14 protein-coding genes are annotated in these 18,784 nt (G+C 53.9%); all 14 read right to left on the bottom strand.

All coding sequences use genetic code 11. From position 1 onward, the window contains the following. Positions 1–149: 149 nt before the first annotated feature. Positions 150–2,114: an acyltransferase family protein gene (locus H1B37_RS28110; protein ID WP_182870609.1), complete on the bottom strand. Its 1,965-nt coding sequence runs from the start codon at positions 2,112–2,114 to the stop codon at positions 150–152. Positions 2,115–2,294: 180 nt separating this feature from the next. Beyond that, positions 2,295–3,188: a hypothetical protein gene (locus H1B37_RS28105; protein WP_182870608.1), complete on the bottom strand. Its 894-nt coding sequence runs from the start codon at positions 3,186–3,188 to the stop codon at positions 2,295–2,297. 1,386 nt (positions 3,189–4,574) lie between these two features. Beyond that, on the bottom strand, positions 4,575–5,558 hold the full coding sequence (locus H1B37_RS28100) for a glycosyltransferase family 2 protein (RefSeq protein WP_182870607.1): 984 nt from the start codon (positions 5,556–5,558) through the stop codon (positions 4,575–4,577). Positions 5,559–5,776: 218 nt separating this feature from the next. Further along, positions 5,777–6,805: a glycosyltransferase family 2 protein gene (locus H1B37_RS28095; protein ID WP_286178285.1), complete on the bottom strand. Its 1,029-nt coding sequence runs from the start codon at positions 6,803–6,805 to the stop codon at positions 5,777–5,779. Then, positions 6,802–8,499: an ArnT family glycosyltransferase gene (locus tag H1B37_RS28090; RefSeq protein WP_182870606.1), complete on the bottom strand. Its 1,698-nt coding sequence runs from the start codon at positions 8,497–8,499 to the stop codon at positions 6,802–6,804. The genes H1B37_RS28095 and H1B37_RS28090 overlap by 4 nt, the downstream gene beginning before the upstream one ends. Continuing rightward, positions 8,496–9,872, bottom strand: a complete 1,377-nt coding sequence (locus tag H1B37_RS28085; protein WP_182870605.1) for a phenylacetate--CoA ligase family protein — start codon at positions 9,870–9,872, stop codon at positions 8,496–8,498. Before H1B37_RS28085 ends, H1B37_RS28090 begins: the two co-directional genes overlap by 4 nt. Positions 9,873–10,058: 186 nt before the next feature. Further along, entirely contained in the window at positions 10,059–10,892 is an 834-nt protein-coding gene (locus tag H1B37_RS28080) for a class I SAM-dependent methyltransferase (protein WP_182870604.1), read from the bottom strand. A gap of 35 nt (positions 10,893–10,927) precedes the next feature. Further along, positions 10,928–11,980, bottom strand: coding sequence for a polysaccharide deacetylase family protein (locus H1B37_RS28075; RefSeq protein WP_182870603.1), 1,053 nt, complete (start codon positions 11,978–11,980; stop codon positions 10,928–10,930). Between the two features lie 88 nt (positions 11,981–12,068). Then, entirely contained in the window at positions 12,069–12,836 is a 768-nt protein-coding gene (locus tag H1B37_RS28070) for an endonuclease/exonuclease/phosphatase family protein (RefSeq protein WP_182870602.1), read from the bottom strand. A gap of 332 nt (positions 12,837–13,168) precedes the next feature. Continuing rightward, positions 13,169–14,185: a polysaccharide deacetylase family protein gene (locus H1B37_RS28065; RefSeq protein ID WP_182870601.1), complete on the bottom strand. Its 1,017-nt coding sequence runs from the start codon at positions 14,183–14,185 to the stop codon at positions 13,169–13,171. A 50-nt stretch (positions 14,186–14,235) separates the two neighbouring features. After that, positions 14,236–15,018: a class I SAM-dependent methyltransferase gene (locus tag H1B37_RS28060; protein ID WP_182870600.1), complete on the bottom strand. Its 783-nt coding sequence runs from the start codon at positions 15,016–15,018 to the stop codon at positions 14,236–14,238. Positions 15,019–15,099: 81 nt separating this feature from the next. Next, the gene (locus H1B37_RS28055) at positions 15,100–16,347 is read right to left on the bottom strand and encodes a carboxylate--amine ligase (RefSeq protein WP_182870599.1); all 1,248 of its coding nucleotides are present in this window, start codon (positions 16,345–16,347) and stop codon (positions 15,100–15,102) included. Then, on the bottom strand, positions 16,338–17,564 hold the full coding sequence (locus tag H1B37_RS28050) for a glycosyltransferase (protein WP_182870598.1): 1,227 nt from the start codon (positions 17,562–17,564) through the stop codon (positions 16,338–16,340). Before H1B37_RS28050 ends, H1B37_RS28055 begins: the two co-directional genes overlap by 10 nt. Continuing rightward, positions 17,561–18,751, bottom strand: coding sequence for a glycosyltransferase (locus tag H1B37_RS28045; RefSeq protein ID WP_182870597.1), 1,191 nt, complete (start codon positions 18,749–18,751; stop codon positions 17,561–17,563). Before H1B37_RS28045 ends, H1B37_RS28050 begins: the two co-directional genes overlap by 4 nt. Positions 18,752–18,784: the final 33 nt, after the last annotated feature.

Here is an 18,784-nt window from a genome sequence, read left to right as displayed (position 1 = left end):
CCTGCGCCGTGATAGGAACGCGAGAGCGGGAAACAAACTCCTTAAGAAGACCGTCGTGAGTGGCAACCGATCTCGTTAACGTCAACATTCTGCGATCCTAAAGGCAACGCCAATTGAAACTACTAGTTCTCCCAAGCCATCCAACCGGGCTACTTCACCGCGTCACCGCCTCCGGACAGACCGAGCGCTCCCTCAAACATCGGTAGCAGTCGCTCGGCCCCGGCTACCGAGAGATGATCATCGTCGTGATACAGGGCTGCTCCGCCCATCACCATTCTGCACACCCCGCTCCTATCTGTTAGGTAAGGCGTCGGATCAAGCACAATCAGATTCTGATGATGTATACTTGCGAACGTCGTATCCGCAAGAAATTGACGTTTCCGGTGGTCTCGGAGGTCTACCCCCAATTCCGCAACGTCGCCACCAAGCCTTATCGCTCGCATGATCGCCTTTGCAGGCCAAACCTCTTGTATCGGGACATCTTGAACCAATAGCACGGTCTTACCAGCATCGAGCAACTTCACAACAGTTCTCCGATAACTCTCTTCAAATCCTTTTTCATGGGAATCCCGGCTCCAATACCCTGCCAGGACGACTGTTGAGATGTCGCCTCCCACAATGTACTCGAGGACAGCATCGTTAAATGAATGCGATGCCGACCACTCTCGTGAATTATCAAATCCGATCAGTGGCAGCGTACCGGAGTGGGTCGCCTGAACGCCCCCCATACCATGCTGTCTACCTAATTTGTCGAACGCGGGAACCAACGACATAGCATGAGAATCGCCCCAAATCAAAATTTCAGGAGGCGCATTCATCTTGCCAAAACGAGGCAACCTGCCAGACTTCACATCGTTCTCAGCGACGATATGACGCGCGCCCCGCTCCTCCATCGTAGCGAAGATCGCAACGACGTCCTCTGGAAAGCGGTTTGGCATCCCCTTCATTGCAAACACGCAGAGGCCGAAACCGATAACAGCGACAGCACTGACCGACGCCGCGCCAACAACAGATCGTCGGGTACGAAGCCAGCGCACCTTCCGAAAAGGCGTCTCAACAAATCGCCATGCCAAGAACGACACCCCAAAACTCCCGAATAGCGACAAAACTCTCCAAAAAACACTTGGCTCTTCGGCGGCACTGTATCGCATAAACGCCAACAGAGGCCAGTGCCACAAGTAAAGGGAATAGCTAATCAGCCCGACAAAGACGATCGGAGGTGTCGCCAACACTGATGCTGGGAAGCTAAGCCGTAGTGCATTGCAGTAAATAAAAATGGCAGTTGCGGCAACGGGAATAATGGCCGCCAGACCAGGAAAGGATGTCGCGGGCTTATAGAACCAACCTGCAGCAATGATCGCTACCAATGAACACCAACTGAAAAACGCCAAAATGCGTGGTTTGATTCGGGTTGGCTCCGGAAAAAAACAAATTAGTCCACCAGCGAGCAGTTCCCAGCCCCTTGTGGGCAAGAGAAAAAAAGCGGCCGACGGATGGTGCATCACGCCGTATTGACTAACAACCAGCGAACCAAACGCAAGCGCCGCCAGTGCGAGGAAAGTCGCCCGACGACCGACACGATAAAGAAACATCAAAAGAAATGGATAGACCAAATAGAACTGCTCCTCAACTGCCAGTGACCATGTATGCAAAAGTGGCTTCAGTTCTGCAGGCCCATCAAAGTACCCGGTTTCTAGCCAAAAAAAGACATTAGAAAGCATCAACTGCTGAGCAACGGCAGATTTACCGAGACTTGCATAATCGCTTGGCAGCATCAACACGCAACCTACAAATAGCACCACAACGATCATCAAGGTCGCGGCCGGAATGATGCGGCGAATACGGCGCATCCAAAAATTCGCTAGCCGAAACTTGCCTGCCTCCTGGTCTTTTAAAATCAAACCAGTAATCAAGAAACCTGATATAACAAAGAATACATCAACGCCAATATAGCCACCCGAGAAACCCAGATTGGCGTGAAAGAGCAGAACGAGCGTCACTGCAACTGCTCGCAAGCCATCAACGTCGGGCCGGTATTTCAACTGGATCATATCGGCATTCTCAAATTCTTTGAAGCGACAGCCATAACCTCGCCTTGCGATCCAATCAGACATCCGGCAATACGCGGCGGGCACTGCAAATCAGGGCCTTCACAATTCCAGCATGCCGCCAACGCAAGACTGGCTAGACCGACATTCTGTCACTACACCAACGACCATTCCGCACGGCGGACGCCTCAACACTGCAAATTTCGTTTGCTCCCAAGGCACAGCATGTCCAGATTTAATGAGGCATCAACGCTGCTGCAGCTTCAGTTCATTCACCACCAGATCAACGGGCAACGGGCGTGCCAATCGTGAATTGAGCCCTTCGTAAAAGCTACGCAATTCGGCAATATCGATTTCCTCAGGGACTGTGGGGGTACGATGGCTTGCATCCTCCTTGCGAGGTGCAAAAGAGTGCTTCAAATGCGCCATGCCTTTCTTCGACACCCCCATCCACTCCGCCAGTCTCAGTACATCTTCCCTCTTGTTGAGGTCACCTGTTTCCAATTCGAATGTTTCAACGGAAGGGTATTTCTCCTGAAACCGCTGAATTCTTGCCTCAACTTCAAAACAGTACCAAATACACCGATAGAACGCATGCGAGTAACGTTCACTTGTTAGCAACTCATTGACTTGAATCAAGTTCTTCGGCCAGTCGGGTTTCAAATTCCATACATTACCCCTATCTGTCCCCGGTACATCCCCCCGCCCCGTCATGCTCGCTGCGACTGCGATCGGAGATCGCCGCAAGACTACAACCTTCAACCTGCCGCCGAGCGACTCCGCCGCCTCGTCCGCAAAGGACTTGATGAACTGATGATTCGCTTCAAGATAGACTGGAGCAAGTCCTGCACGAAAAATGATGCGAGGGACCTTGTAGTAGCGGATTTGATCGCGGAAAAACTCTTCATCATCTGCCCGCCCAGAATTCCATTTCTCAAGAAGCTCACCGTTGCAACGTGGCCACGGCTCGTGCTCCGCCCAGACCCCGGGCACTTGCTCGAATATGCGACGCAGCGTATGTGTTCCGCTCCGGCCGGTAGAGGCGCAAAAAATAAACTGACGACCAGGCACTGCACTCGCACCCATCCTCGACAGTGCGCGCTTTGCCTTAAGATACAGGCGACTGGAATTGTTTGCCATGGAGCAACTCTATTGCAAGCAAGTATGGTAGGTATGTCGTAGCGCGACTTAAAGTATGTATCGATCCAGCATGACTCTTATAAAGCCATGGCCATTTCAAAGCGGGGAAACCAGCGTGCACCTTCTTTCGCTACACTCTGCTTCCGCCCTGTCAGTCCGAAAACCAATTCGACCTATCGCTATCCACTGACGTAAAGTAAAAATAACCACCGGTGACGATCGCACCACATCAAGTCCCCCGGAGCCCTTTGCTGATTTTCCGAACTCCCCTCCCGAACAGATCGCAACATATAGCAAACTGGTCCTTAGCAGCATACCGACTTGAATTTCGCCCTCGGATGTGCCGGATCATAGCCGGGTGCCCCACGCCTCCGTAGATGTATGTCCCGTATCGTTCGTGGTCACGGTGGGACCGCTCGTTCAGGACGCTCTCCATGAAGGTCCCATCACTCACTTCGCTCAACACAATAGTTTTGTAGTAGTCCACGGTTGAAAGATGGTTTTGATCCGACCACGCACCTGTTCGTGTGTATGTGCAGTTTTTGCCCTGCATCTGCTTTCCAAACAGATCGCTCTGGGCATCCCACTTGGCCTTCACATTGCTCCTTCGATTAAAGCGTATATGCTTAAATGAGGGGGTAGCTTCCATGTCCTCTATTACAGGATAGATTTCGAACTCGGTGACAAACGGCAAGTCATGCTGAAGCATTAGCACGTACTTTGTGTCTACGAATTGAATCGCGTTCCGAATATTTCCTGTCAGGTGCCCTCGTATTGGGTTGCGGACGATGCGTGAATTGAGCGGACTGCGGTCTAATAGACGCTCCAATTTGTGCAGATACCTGTCGTACGTTGGCAGTACGTCGGAGTCATCGCATCCGTCTTGGGCAATCAATACCTTCGTGTCCTTCTTAAGGTCTTTGATGAATCGCAGCGAGCTGAGTACCGAGGAGATCAGCCGAGTTGACGGGTGCGAGGGGATGGGAGACGAGGCAAGCAGGATGGTGATGTCACCGCAGGGGCGATCAAGGCCGTTTGTTAGGTCGCACATTGTTCTCGGGAAGTCGCGTTTGCTTTGTTTTGGTAGCGGTTAGGATGCATGCTTTCTCGCCTAGAAAGCTAGCAGGCTGTTAGTAAAGCACCTATTTACCTTAGCCAGTCACAATTCTTCGTCGAGCGTGGACTAAACCACCACGCATCATCCCAGGGAAGAACGAGTCGCCATTTGCGGGGCACGACGAATTTGAGGGCTGCGGCGCAACACCCTCCCCGGGCATATTGCCTTGCCCCTGCGCTTAGACCCCGCCGACAACACTCACGCCGGACCGTTGGGAAGTGCGTCGCACTTCGACCTTGTTGGCGATTTCGTTCGAGAAGCGAAGTCGGTCAACGTGAACGAGCGAACCAACACCGAACTTGAGTGTCCATGTAGTAGACGAGCCACTTCAACGAAAAGTCAACCATCAGTGCCTGACCTGCATAATGCGATGCAGTATGGTAGTCGTGTTGCAACCGCCGGGACCTTGCAATGCGTTTAAGCGTATATGCTTTGTGCTTTCTCGCTGCGAATCTCACTTCGCGTTTCTCCGAGAACATGATCGCCTTGTTTTGATAGTAGAGGCGCGCGAGCAGCTTAATGTCATCGGGGGTGCCAGTCGACACATTGGCGGATTTCGATTTATCCGGGACACTATGCTGTGCGGTGACAGCAGGTGAATATGCGATTTTCTTGGCCTTGTCGACAATCCTCACATAGAAGTCGCGATCCGTTTGGCACCTAAGATGCCGATCAAATCCACCAATCGCGTCAAATAGGGTATGTTTGACAATCATCGCATTAGGATGGCCAAATCCTCCACAGGACATAAGATCTTTTGCAGTGACCTCATAAGCGCCAAATTGATCTGCTTTTAACTTTTCCCTCGCGTAATATTCAACGCCGGCCAGCCAACCAAGTCTTATGTCGCCGTTGCTGCAGGATTGTTGATTCGATAGTACCACATCCACCGATCCGCGACTCGCAGCAATTATGTTGCTGACCCTTGCGAGATGCGTGTCATCAATCCAGAAGTCGTCGTCGTCTAAGAACCCTAGGAATTTCCCTGAGGCATGGTGGGCTCCGACGTTCACTGCGTAGCATTGGCCGTGACCACTTAGTGTCTGGTCAAGATCCAGAAAGACGACCTTCCCGCGATATTTTTCAGCCAACCGCTGATAAGCTTCCTCGTTCTCACCGTCAGATCCATCGTTTACGACAAGCACCTCGAAGGAGTTGTGTGATTGACACAACACCGACTGGACAGCTCGTTCGACCATGACGGGCCTGTTTCGGGACGTAATGATTACACTGAAATCTGGCGCGACGCACATTCGGATACATGTTTCCGATAGCAAGGTGAAAATTGACAGTGTTTTTGCATTTTTACTCGACGCGCGTTTGTCTCGTCAGCGAAAGAAAAACACAATTCCTGAATTCTGGGACATGCGCACTCGCTTGCGCAGTTGAAATCACAGTTCGACTGATGTCGTTGTTTCAGCTCTCGCTTGAGACACTTATCTCAACTAGCCCTGAACCACAAGTCGACCAATCAATGGCCTCGTGATTCAGGAAGCGAGACGCTGGCCCGACGATCCACCCTGTCATAGCGTGTGGCAATGGAGTTACCTTGGTACACGTCGCCGACGATGTAGATCGGACGTTGCTTGGTCTCTTCAAACAGTCTCGCAATGTATTCGCCGATAATGCCAATGGAAAGGAGCTGCATCCCTCCCAAGAACAGGACAACCGTCAGCAGTGACGCGTACCCCGGGACATCGATGCCATACAGCAAGACACGGATGATGATAATCGTCGCATACAGAAACGCTAAACTGGCCACGCATCCTCCGATGTAACTCCAGATGCGAAGCGGCACGGTGGAAAAACTGACGAACCCGTCGAGCGCAAAATTCCAGAGTTTCCACCATCCCCATTTCGTCACCCCGACTTTCCGCGAAGGACGCTCGTAGGGCACACCGATCGACCGAAAACCGGTCCATGCGAACAATCCCTTCATGAATCGATTGCGTTCTCTCAGCGACCGCAAAGCCACGACCACACGCTTGTCCATCAAGCGAAAATCACCAACGTTTTGCGGAATATCGGTCTTGCTGAGTTTGCTGAACGCACGATAGAACGCGCCGGCTGTGATCCTTTTTGCCCTGCTGTCTCCTGCTCGGCTCCTACGGACCCCGTAAACCACGTCGTACCCTTCCCGCCACTTATCCAGAAAGGTAGGAATCAGTTCTGGCGGATCTTGTAAGTCAACGTCGATCGGCACGACAACATCTCCCGAGGCAAAATCGAGTCCTGCAGTGAGCGCCGCTTCTTTCCCAAAATTCCTTGCGAAGTCGATGATCCGAATGCGGTCGTCGCGTTTCGAAATTTCCCGCAAAACAACGATGGTGCTGTCAGTGGATCCATCGTTGACGAATAGGATCTCCAAGTCAGAGGCGACGCCACCAAGCTTCTCCGACACGCTACTTAGGAACGGCTCAATCGCATCCTCCTCATTGTAGACCGGCACGATCAGGGTTAATCTCGGTCGCATCGGGCGCGTCCTGTTCAATTGATTCATCCTGCTCGCTCCTGTCCGACTTTCTCGTCCGCCCCTACCTGTTTCGCGTTCAACTTTGCGGTGGGAATCCACACGGGCAATTCGCTAGGTCCGGCAGGCAATTCGCCTTCATAGCGCCATAAAAATGCTTCTTCAACGCGGTGGCTGCCGAAGTCCAGGGTCACCGGAAAACGCTGGATCAATGAGAATTGAGTGTTCTCCGTCAGCGCCGCGGTGTGCAACAAAACCATATCAGCGTGTCTTCGGTCGTGTTTGGAACCAGACGGGTAGCTGGGTGGACTTGTTACGACATAGCGAATTCGGCCCCTGCGAATCGTGTCAAGCACATCTTCAGCATTCTCAGCCAACACTTTCGGAGCAACCTGGGCATAGTAAGGCAGGCGAACCGCCAGGACGCGATCTCCGCGAATCAATTGTCGAGAATGCTGCTGCGTGTGACAGCGGTATCGGAAAACCAAGTCTGAATCGGACCAGCAAGAAACCAAAACATTTCCCGGATCGTCCTGGATTGCCAACTGAGCAGCGACCGCCTCGAAACCTTGCAAACCCCGAGGCGCGTGATAGACCGCGACCGCGTTTCGAACCACTGCACTAGCGATGACAATCCCCGCTACCAAACGCCACCGAGGTGACCGGTTCAATTGCAGCAGCAAGCCGCCAACCAACGCACAAACTGCAGGGACTGCGAAGATAAAGTAACGTGATTCAAAATGCATCAACTGGGCAACCTGAAACCCGTAACAACATAAGATCCAAGCAATCCAGAGAGAAGCACTGCATCGTGACCTTGGATTCCGAATCGCCAGCAGACCACCCAGCACTGCCGCAAGAAGTGCTACTCCGCCGACCATCCCCGGCAGTTCATAGAACCAGATGGTAAGATTGCCTGCTGCTGCGTAGGCCATTAATCCGTTTCCGAAGACTTGCCCTACCTCGTAACTAGCGTAAGCACTTGCAAACTTGACCCAGCTGCCACTGATCAAAAGAAAGATCAACGCGGGAAGCACGACATGGATCGATACCGTTCGCCGAAATCCCTTGGTGATCAACAGATAAAGCATCCATGCGGGCAAGACGCCCGCCGTGGTGACTCGGCAGAAGAAAGCGAATTCTGCCATCACAAAAGCAAGCCAAAACCACCTTCCTCGATTCGTATTGACTGCGCGAACGAAACAGAAAGTCCCGGCAAGGATGAATAACATGCCTGGGATTTCAGACATGACAGTCCGGCTCCACCGACTAACCTCGGGCGAGGAGGCGAAAAGCAACGACGCCGCGCCGGCCATCCACGGTGTCAAACGTTGCTGTCGAAGTATTCCATAAAAGCAGCATGCCGATACCCCCAAGCAGAGCGCAACGAAGATCCGCGCTGATGCATACGACATCCCAATCGCCAGAAACCACGCCCCCAGCAGGAACGCGTAACCCGGGGGATGAAAGGGGACGCTGTGTGCCGGGTATTGCGCGTAATTCTGTTTCGCAAACCCGATCGGATCGGACCAGCTTCCGGCAACCATCCAATCCCGCATCATGGCTGCGTTGTTGCAGTATCGCGGCCCATCTTCAAGCCATTGTTCACCCGAATGCTGCAGATCAAACAGTGCGATTACCAACGCCGTCACAATGAGCCCCAGGCCGATCGCAAGATCAACCAACATCGGACGATTGCCTTCAGCGGTGTTGCGGCTGTTCATGATTCATTCGCCTGGGCCAAAGCCTGTTCGGCGACACGGCTGACGACGGGCCGATACTTGCCGGATCGGGCTGGCTGGATATCCTCGACCACTTCGACGGTCACGCGATCCTCGCTTTGCAGCCGATCACGAGCTTGGCTAGCGATTTGCTCAATGCCGTCATTTGGAAACTGATGGTCGGTTGCGACAACAACGCGAATCTCGCCCGGCCGATCCTGTCTCACCTGGAACTTGATCACTCCTGGCACCGAACGACAGATGTAGATGAATGCGTATCCCGGAATCCAGCGGCCGTCGGTCGTGATCACGAAATCGGCAACGCGTCCCCCGCTGATCTTCAGACGGTTCAAGCTCAGGCCACATCGGCATGGCTCTGATGACAACGTCACTACATCTCCGGTACGGTAGCGAATCATCGGCATCACGGTGCTGTAAATGCTGGTGACGACCAACTCGCCTTCCCCTTCGGTCGGTTCCGACGTTTGCGGATCAATGGTTTCCAGCAGGAGCTGATCATCCATCGTGTGCATGACCTGGTGCTTGCACTCGTGTCCGATCAGCCCCGCCTCGCGCAACCCATACGAATCGAAAACGGGCACGCCGAATGCTTTGCTGATCCGATCGCGATCAACGTCGGTCAACATTTCCGATGTCGTGCAGATCACTTCTAATCCCCGAGGGACCAGCGCCGTGAGGTCCAGATCTTGTGGCTGCGACATCAGTGCCATCAACATCAGGCTGTTGGGATACCCAAAAATGCACTTGGGACGCCATCGCATCCAGTATTCAAAGTATTGTTTGACCAATTCGGGCTTGATCTCGAAACCGTTGGTCAACCCGTCGTTGATCAACCAATCGCGGAAACGCTTGATGTGATCCTGCTTGCTCAGCTCGATCGGCGAGCCCCAGAAGTACATCTCGCGATCACCCTTGTTAATCCCGACCCAGCGGTGCCCCCGAATTCGAGCGGCATTGATCTGAGCTTCACGATCCGAATCGGCATAGAACTGCAGCGCTTCATTGGTAGAACCGCTGGTGCGGACCAGCATCAAACGTCGCCGCCCCTCACGATCAACCATCCGTTCACGTTCGGCGCGCACGGTTTCCTTGTCAAGCAAAGGGAACTTGTACAGATCATCGAATGAACGGAGATCAGAGGGAGTGAGCCCCTGCCGCTCCATCGTCGTCCGCCAGTACTCCGTCTTTTCATACGCATGCGTCACTATTTGCTTCAGACGATCGAATTGTAACTGTTTGAGTTTGTCTTGAGGCCAACGCTGACGTTCCTCCAATTGATCGAGGAACGCAAACGTCCTGCGTCCAAGCATCCGTTCCTGCAGTCGGTAGTTCGCTCTGGCTATGACGGGAAGCATTTTGAGATATTCGTTCCAGAACGTACTGAGCGGACGATCGCGTGGTTCGCGTAACGAGGTTTCAGCGTGAGAAACCGCGTACAGCGTGGGGTACACGGTGGGCAAGCGCGGAGAACGCGTAGACGAAGATCGGCTACAGCCCCGGCACGGTCGATCGGGTAAATCATTTGCGTATGCAACTGCCGGTCAAGTTGTCTTCGCAGCAGGCCTTTCACCTCGCAGCTGACCGGAAAAAATGGCAGACCAGGCGAGCCAACGAGCAGGCGTCAGGACTCGAAACAAGCCCAGCTCGGCCGCATGGGTGGCTCGATAAACAGCGTGTCCGGCAGACTTCCATCCGACAAAAAACACCGGAAACGAGAGCGCCGATAGGAACCCCTCACCGAGCATTCGAAACGATTCGCAGTTCTCTCGAAAGTACTTTAAATCACTCGGTCGGATCGGATGCTCCGTCGGGACACGCAGGCTGGGCGTGACGAGACGAAACAACTCGATCAAAGGATTAGTTCCCAACGGTTCGGAGAACACGAATCGGGCGCCCGGCCGACAAACTCTTCGGACTTCGTCGAAGAATTTGGGAATGTCCAAGTGGTGGACGATCGCGGTACCCACGACTGCGTCGAAGAAGTCATCTTCAAAGGGAGTGTTCTCGGCATCCGAGACCACCGGGTGGATGCGTTCGGCCAAGTCGCCGAACGGATGTTTCATCAGTTGATCCAACGATGCCGGAGAAATATCGTTGCACCAGACATCGGCCCCCCTGGACGCAAGATCCTTGGCGGCGGAGGCGGAGGAACCACAACCGACGAACAGCACTTTGCGTCCCTCCAGATCGCCAAGCTCCTTAAGGACGCTCTGCCACAGATAGCGGTTGTATTGCTTGTACCAATGGCGGCGAAAAAGCAGCTTGCCTCCGCCTGACATTTTCTTGTCCCAGTACTGCTCTTCGTACGCTTTGCGTTGCTGCTCTTCGTCCGCCGACGACGGCCCCTCGGCTCCCTGATGTTCTTCAACGTGCATTGATGATTCCTCGTTCAGATTTGATTCGTCGGGGGTTAGGTCCAGTAGAGGTTGTTCCAAACCTGAGCAGCCTTGCGTGCGTAGGAACGTAGCGGGCGATTCAATCGACAGGGCGGAACCGCCCTGGCCTGATAGGTTCCGGCATCGACCGCTCGACTGACATCCAAGAAAGTTTGGCATGGATACTCGGAGGCGTGCTCGGCAAGCCAGCGACAGGTCCGTCGAAAACGGCTGGTGACTATTCGATTGAGCCGCCCTCCGTCGTATTGAACGTTCTTCCATTTGAATAGACTGAAACTGTGCAGGATCAACACCGCATCGGCCCCTGCGTCACAAACAGACTGAATCGTGTCACGGCACTCGGCAAATGAGATTCCGACCGGGTCGAGAGCTTTTTGGGGAAGCAGCGGTGGCAGGTTTGGCTGAAGAAAACCGGATAGTCCAAGTTCAAGGACGTTTCCATAAAATTTGGAGCCGTTGTACGCTTCGGATTGGTCAAACAGACATGCAGATCCCGAAAACGTGTAGCTGCTATCGACGTGGATTCCAACCTTCTCAAGTTGAACAAGCGTTTCTTCCGATGCACCCCCATTCCCAGCCCGAAAGGCCGCCGGCGATTGTCCTGTCCACCGTTGAAGACGATCAGCACCTTCTTGAAGCAAAACGAGCTGAGCATCGGGAGCTAATGCGCCGATATTGTCTTCAAATGGGTGTTCCTCCCCGCGCATCTTCATCGCGTAATGCTTCTTATTGGGATGAACGTGCAGTTGGACGTCCTGGCCATGGTCAAGCAGGTACGTACATACCGGTTCGGTCAGCCCTTCAAAGCCCTGGTCTTCGGTGAATGCATCAACGAAAAAGGTCGCGGCCAAGCCGTGATCTTCCAAGATCTTGACGATCAGTGGAATCCCCAGTTTTTGGTCGCCATACTCACCCCAGATCGCGCGTGACGGGGGGACGGGTTTCAAGTTGGGATCTGCCCAGGCACCGCCCATGCTGCATTCGACGTCGAAGGTCAGGTAGACCCCCGGCTGGACAAAATCGTTTGACGGATTAACCGGCGGTGCAGTTTCGAATTTCGTTTGCATGGATGGATGACGGACTTTGTTAAAAGACGCGAGGAGCCTGTTACAACAGATCTGGAACGCTCGATCGGATCAGCACAACGGCAACACCTCAATCGCGTCTGGCGATTTCGGCGAACAGTGGCAAGTGATCGGATCCGAGATCGGGCCCGACCCAACATTTCAATGGCGTAGAGTGATCGTCTGTCAGGACATGATCGATCCGCAATCCGTATTCATGTTGACGGATGACCGTTTGTTTTGTGAAACCCAGGCCCCATCCTGCCCAACCGAATGAGTTTCGGAAGGCATTCCAATCGTCGCGATAGATCAAGCTATCTGTCGGCATATTGAAGTCGCCCGCGATCAGCTTGGGGCCGGGGAAGCTTGACAGCCACTGCCGGAGTTCCTTCGATTCCAGTTGACGGCACTTCAGGCGATAATCCGCGTAGCCTGCGTTTTCAAACTTGATAATTCGCTCACGGTCCAGCACAGCGCCGAGGGCGCGACGCGGCGTATCGATGTGCAGATTGCAAAAACCGAGTTCTCCTTGCGGTGTTTCCAACACGCAGTACATCGCATTGAGAAATGGCCTCTGGTCCGGAGGCCAGCGTGAGAATGAGATTTCGACACGTTTGATGGGGAATCGAGACACGACCATCAGCTCACCGCGGCGTGCGCTATACCAAGTCTCATCGGGCTGCCACCATTCGTGACGACGATACCCCGCGTATTCTTGAAACGCGATCACGTCGGGCTGTTGCTCCTCGAGCAGCTCAGAGAATCGCCTCTGGTCAACTCGGCAGCGATGCAAGTTGTAGCTCAACACACACAGATCCGACTCACTTGCCCCGCCCCATGACCGCCACGGAAGATTCATTCCCATCAAAGAAAACAATGCAAGACAGCTGCACAAACCGAGTGGAATCAATGTTCGAGCAGGCTGGAGCACGATTGTCGCGGGAACCAGCAATCCGGCCGGAGCGAGGTAGACCCACCTCGGCCCGTAAAGCAAGAGGGTTGCGAACCACCAACGATCGCCAACAGAGTGAAACAGCAACCAGACGCCAATGATCGCCAGCACATAACAGTACACCAGTGCTCGCAATACATTACTGGCAACTCTTCGGTTGTTTGACTTTGACATCCTATCAAGTAGGGAGCGGCAATGAACAATCCAACGGTATGGAAGTCTCGAAACGCAAACCTCTTTCACGTCCAATACACGTTGTTCCAGCCCTGCACTCCCTTTCGAATCAATGCCCTGATCGGCCGCCCCAAATGACATGGCGGCACTTCGCGGGCTTGATAAATCCCGGCGTCAACGGCAGCGGCCACTTCCTTAAATGTCTGGCAAGGGTATTTCGCGGCGTGTTCCGCCAGCCAACGACACGTTTCACGAAATCGTCGCTTCACAATCCGATTGATCCGCCCTCCGTCGAATTGTGAATTACGCCACTTGAACAGACTAAAGCTATGCAAAATCAACACGGCATCCGCACCGGCGCCGCAAATCGCGCTGATCGCGTCCCGGCATTCACCAAACGAGACCCCCACGGGATCGACCTTCTTCGTCGGACGCAGCGGTGGAATCTTGGGCTGATAGAATCCGGAAAGAGCCAACTCCAGCACATCGTCATACCACTTCGACCCATTGAACGGATCAGTGTGTTCGAACCGGCAAAATCGGCTCCCGAAAGTGTAGCTGCTGTCCACACGTATTCCAACTTTTGCAAGCTGTTTTAACGTCTGCTCCGACGCGCCCATATTCCCCGCCCGAAAGGCGGCCGGACGCAATCCGGTCCACTGCGTCATCCGCTCGGTGCCCTCTTGAAGCAGTGCAAGTTGCTGATCGGCACTCAGACCGGCAAAATTATCTTCCATCGGATACGGTTCACCCCGCATCTTCATTCCATAGTGCTTCTTGTTCGGATGGATATGCAGTTGGACGTCCTGTCCGCGGTCGAGCAAGTACTGGCAAACCGGTTCGGTCTGTCCGTCATATCCCTGATCATCCGTAAACGCATCGACAAAGAATGTGGCCGCCAGGCCGTAGTCATTCAAAATGTCGACGATCAAAGGGATTCCCAGCCGCTGATCCCCATACTCTCCCCAGATCCCGCGAGCGGGAGAAACGGGTTTGAGGCTTTCATTGCTCCAAGCCCCTCCCATACTGCACTCCACATCAAACGTGATGTAAACGCTCGGTTGGTGGAACGAATGCGTCATGGTTTACCGATGGGTACGCGTATCGAACCCAATGGCCGGTTCAAATCCGATCAGTTTTTGCGATGTGTCAACCGGCATTGGACGACGGAGGTGAAAAACTCTCGCGTCAGAGGATTGTGAAAAATGCGAAGCGGGTTAATTGGAATGAGCTTCAATGACGCGACACGCAACGGACTCTCTCGAACTATCTTCTCGAAGCGACGAATCGTCATCTGATTCAGACCTCCCGAGACCTCACTGAACCGCGTCGCTCCGTCGGATTGAAAATCGGCTCGCCATCGAATCAGAGCCTTTTCGGTAAACACCAAGTGAGCCCAGGGAAAAACGCTAAACGAGTGACCGCCCCGCGGGTGGTACCATGTGGGTCCGAACGAAATGATCACTTCACCATCATCTGCCAGCATCTCACCCATCATCGCCAAGATCTGCCCGGGATCCTCGAAGTGTTCAAAAGAGTCTACCGAAAGGATCACGTCGGCTTTGCCGTCGTAGTGCTGATAGAATTTACAGCGGTCGCTGACCCCCGCCTTGTCTGCCAACTGCCTTCCAACCTCCAAGACCTCTTCGCGGATGTCGATTCCGATAACCTCACTCGCTCCGCTTTGCGCCAGCTGGATCACTTGAATTCCATAGCCGCAGCCAAAGTCGACAACCTTCTTGTCGCGTGCCGCGGCAAAAATATCGGCACCAAGAAGACTTTCGGCTTTGTCATCCGCGTTGATCGACTCCGCCGTCAATTCGGCACCCGGTTCCCGCTTACCGTTTTCCACATGAGTGCGCGGACTGATTTGTTTCAGGATTGAATAGCCAAGCGTTCCGCCAATCACACCCATACGTACAACTCCGATCTCATGTGACTTCCGTTGATGTAGGCAATTTCAGCACGATCTGTTTACCAGCACCAGTGCATTTTACTAAGATAAATCAATAGGTCTGTAATCACGCCGCTTCATGATACGCTTGATAAACATCTGTTTCAGATCAATGAAGAACGGCTTTGGATCCCGAATGCTGAATGAGTCGTCTTTTGTCCATGGACCGGAGTTCCAAAGAAACCGCATCAGCGTTCCAAAGGTAGATAAGCGTTGCTGATCCGGTGGTAATTCATCGCCTCGAATCATCGCCAACATCCAATTCGCACTCCCCCCTAAGATCCGCGTCCGAAGGCCCTTGCGGTATCCGGTTTTACGCATCTTCTCGGGTTCAAAGTGGCTTTGCCAAAGCAGGAATGGCGAATGAAATCCTGCCATGATCACCGTCGGCTGTCCGCCACACATCCGGGGGTTGATTTCCAAGAAAATGTATTCGTCCGTTTCAATGTCATAGTGAAACTGACAGGTCGCGACCCCATCCCAGCCAAGCGTTTGAAGCAGACGTACGGCATCTTTCACGACTCGCTCGTGGTAGCACGACACACGCTGGACCGTCACTCCGCCTGCGAGTGGCGAATGATACTCTCCGATATATTCACCAACCATGAACAAATCGCCGCGATGCATCAACATGTGGACGTGGTCTTCAACGCCGCTATGGTACTCCTGGACAATAACGTTTTGAGGACAGTCACGGACTTCGTCGCAAAGGCGTTGGAGCTCTGCAGCGTCACGGGCATATGCCGCCTTCCAGGGCGCTTGTCCCTCATCCGAATTCTGCCGGCACGTCCGCAACACCAACGGAAACTTCAAGGTGTCATGACCACTCGCGATCAGCTTATCCAACCTCATCCCCTTCGCCACTGGCACGCCCAGCTCGAGACACAAGTTGTGCAGGTACTCTTTATCTGTCGCTTTCTCAAACGACTCCGCCGACGGCGAGAAGAGGTGGATCTCGGGTTCGAGCTGATCTCGAATCTGAATCAGCGACGCATGAAAGGCCTCGGAGATCGGCATCACCGATCCGACTTCCAATTCCTTGGCGAGTCTCACGACTTGTTCTGCGGGCGTCGCCGCATCGTCGCCTTGATCCAAGGCCCAGGCGCCCGAGCAATAGCGGCTGTGTGCCGCTTGTCCCTCGGATGATTTGCACACTGCGTAGACCGTCAGACCGTTTTGTGCCAGGCTCCGCAACATCCACAAGCCGACTTGACTGTCGCCGCAGAGCGCGAGCACCTTGCGTCTCCGCTCCGTGGAGGGCTTCCTTTTGATTTTTCGAACTAGTTGCATTCGAGACGACTTCTGGAGGAATTGGACAACGGGTTTACCACCGCTGCCATAGGGGCACGATGCAGGACGCCGGTCCACGCATTCAGCACGTCTTCGGCAACCGCATCCCATGACCGGACGACCGGTGATGAACGCACTCGATCCGAGGGAGGTGGATCGTCGAGCACGCGCTGTATTCCGTCGCGCAGTTGTTCGGCGTCACGCACAGGAACGACGCGGCCATTGATGCCATCGTCGATCATCCAACGGACGGACCCTACATCGGTTGCGACGACGGGTGTTCCGCAGGCCAAACTTTCAAGCACTGCGTTTGGACAACCTTCGCGCCACGACGCGAGCACGCTGATGTCAGCTGCCTGATAGTATTTAGGAATCAATTCGTGCGATTGCTTTCCCGCAATGATCAATCGGTCCGTAACTCCATGACTGGCAGCTAGCTGTCGCAAGTTATTGCCATCGCCGCCAAGTGGCCCGGGCCCGCCGACCAGCACCAGATTCACGTCACGGGCCAGTTTCTCAAGTGCAGCGATCGTTTCATGATGGCCCTTGCGCTGACCGAGGTGTGCGACGGTGACGATCAGGCGACCATCTAGCGGCAGGCCCAACTCGCGTCTCGCTTCCATGCGATCTCCGATCCGGAATCGATCAATCTCGACTCCGTTCGGGATCACTTTGATTCGCTCCGCCCCTACACCGAGATCCTCGGCAACCTGAGCCATTCGCGGATCGACGCTGATCACCAGATCCGCATGAACCAGTGCGTCAACGCATTGACGACGTTGAGAAGCCTCTTCAAGACAGGGATACAGTTTTCCTCGAAGCGTGATCGAATACGGAAGTTTCGCGCGGCGCGCCAAACCAGCTACACCGACGCCGTCCGGCCAAACGAAATGCGCGTCTAGCACATCAGGCTTGAACCGATCAACGAACTGATCAAACCACGGTTGAATCCAGCGTCGATAGAGTTTTCCATCAAGTGATTTAAAGACTTTGGGAGTACACAAGAACTTTGGGCGATAGACCGTAAGACCACACCAGTGATCCTCGGCCGGTCCCGGATCCTTTTGACTTCTGGCGATCAACGGAAACCAGGGAATCGGCGACACGACGCGGACTTCAGCCCTCTTGCCAATCGCCGCAACCCGATGTTGCACAAACACACCCCATGTCGGGTTGCTTTGATTCGGGTAGCAATACGAAAACGATAGGATTTTCATGCCGATTGCACCGGCTTGTTCGACGTATTTCCAAGTGCAAAGACATCGAGGTAGCGTGAAATCATCGCGTCCACACTAAATCGTTGTCGAGCATAGCCACGTCCGCGATCACCCATCTTCCGCAACTCTTGCGATGGCATGGACAAAAATGCATTGAGCCCATTCGCCAATTCGCTGGGATTACCTGCCTGAACAAGTCGCCCACAGTTCTTCGGCAATGCATCAGGAATTCCTCCCACGCGCGTGCTGAGAATAGGCAGCCCGGCAGTCATCGCTTCTAAGATCACCATCGGAAGTCCCTCACTTCGACTGGACACGACCAACACATCGGCTGCGGAATACAAACGTTGAACGTCGCTACGGAAGCCAAGCAACCGAAGGCCAGGTACCGCAGACTCCATGGCAAGGCGTTGCAAACGGGTACAGTATTCGTCTTCGCGTAGCGTGCCCGCAATCAAGACCGAAAACGGACGCATTGGTGAGTCGCGGGCGACACTCGCTGCAGCGGAAATCAAATCCTCAAAAGCTTTTTCCGGCCGGGGGTTGCCGACAGCCAGGAAAACAACTTCGTCGTTTTGAATGTTGAGCTCTTGCCGAACTCCATGTCGTATCTCTGCAGAGGTCTCAATTGACGGCACGCCGTTCGGGACGATGGAGATGCCGTCATGCCAATCCAGAAACTCTCGGTGCCGCCGGGAAACTTCCGTCGACACAGCGGTCAATGATCGGACTCGTTTCGCAAACAGTCGGTAACGCCCCTCCTTGCCATCAAATCCTTCGTAAAGCAGCCCGTGTGCGGTAAATACAATTGGACTACGCGGCACAGACAGCCCGGACACGGCGGCGTATGGCAAACTTGAGTAGTCGTGAACATTGATCACATCGGGGCGAAACGTCTTCAACTCAGCCGCCAGGCGGAAAACCCCCTTAAGGTCATAAGAACGATGGCTGCCGATTTCGACAACCTCGATGCCAGTTGCTTCCAGATCCGCCGCAAGTGGACCTTTCGACTGCAGGCAAAACACACGCGGCGTCACGCACCGGTCCCGCAGACCACAGGCCAGATGGACCACAACACGTTCCATCCCCCCCGCTCTCAGTTCGGACAAGACAATCGCCACGCGTTGGACGCCCCTGCGACCAACGTCTTGGTTATCTTTTTCGGCTGTTGTCAATGAATGGGTCAACGGAACGATCTCGAGATGTTGCGGAACTCGGCC

Source organism: Stieleria mannarensis, assembly GCF_014154935.1.
GTDB classification, from domain to species: Bacteria; Planctomycetota; Planctomycetia; order Pirellulales; family Pirellulaceae; genus Stieleria; species Stieleria mannarensis.
This window is presented reverse-complemented; position numbering and strand designations above follow the sequence as displayed.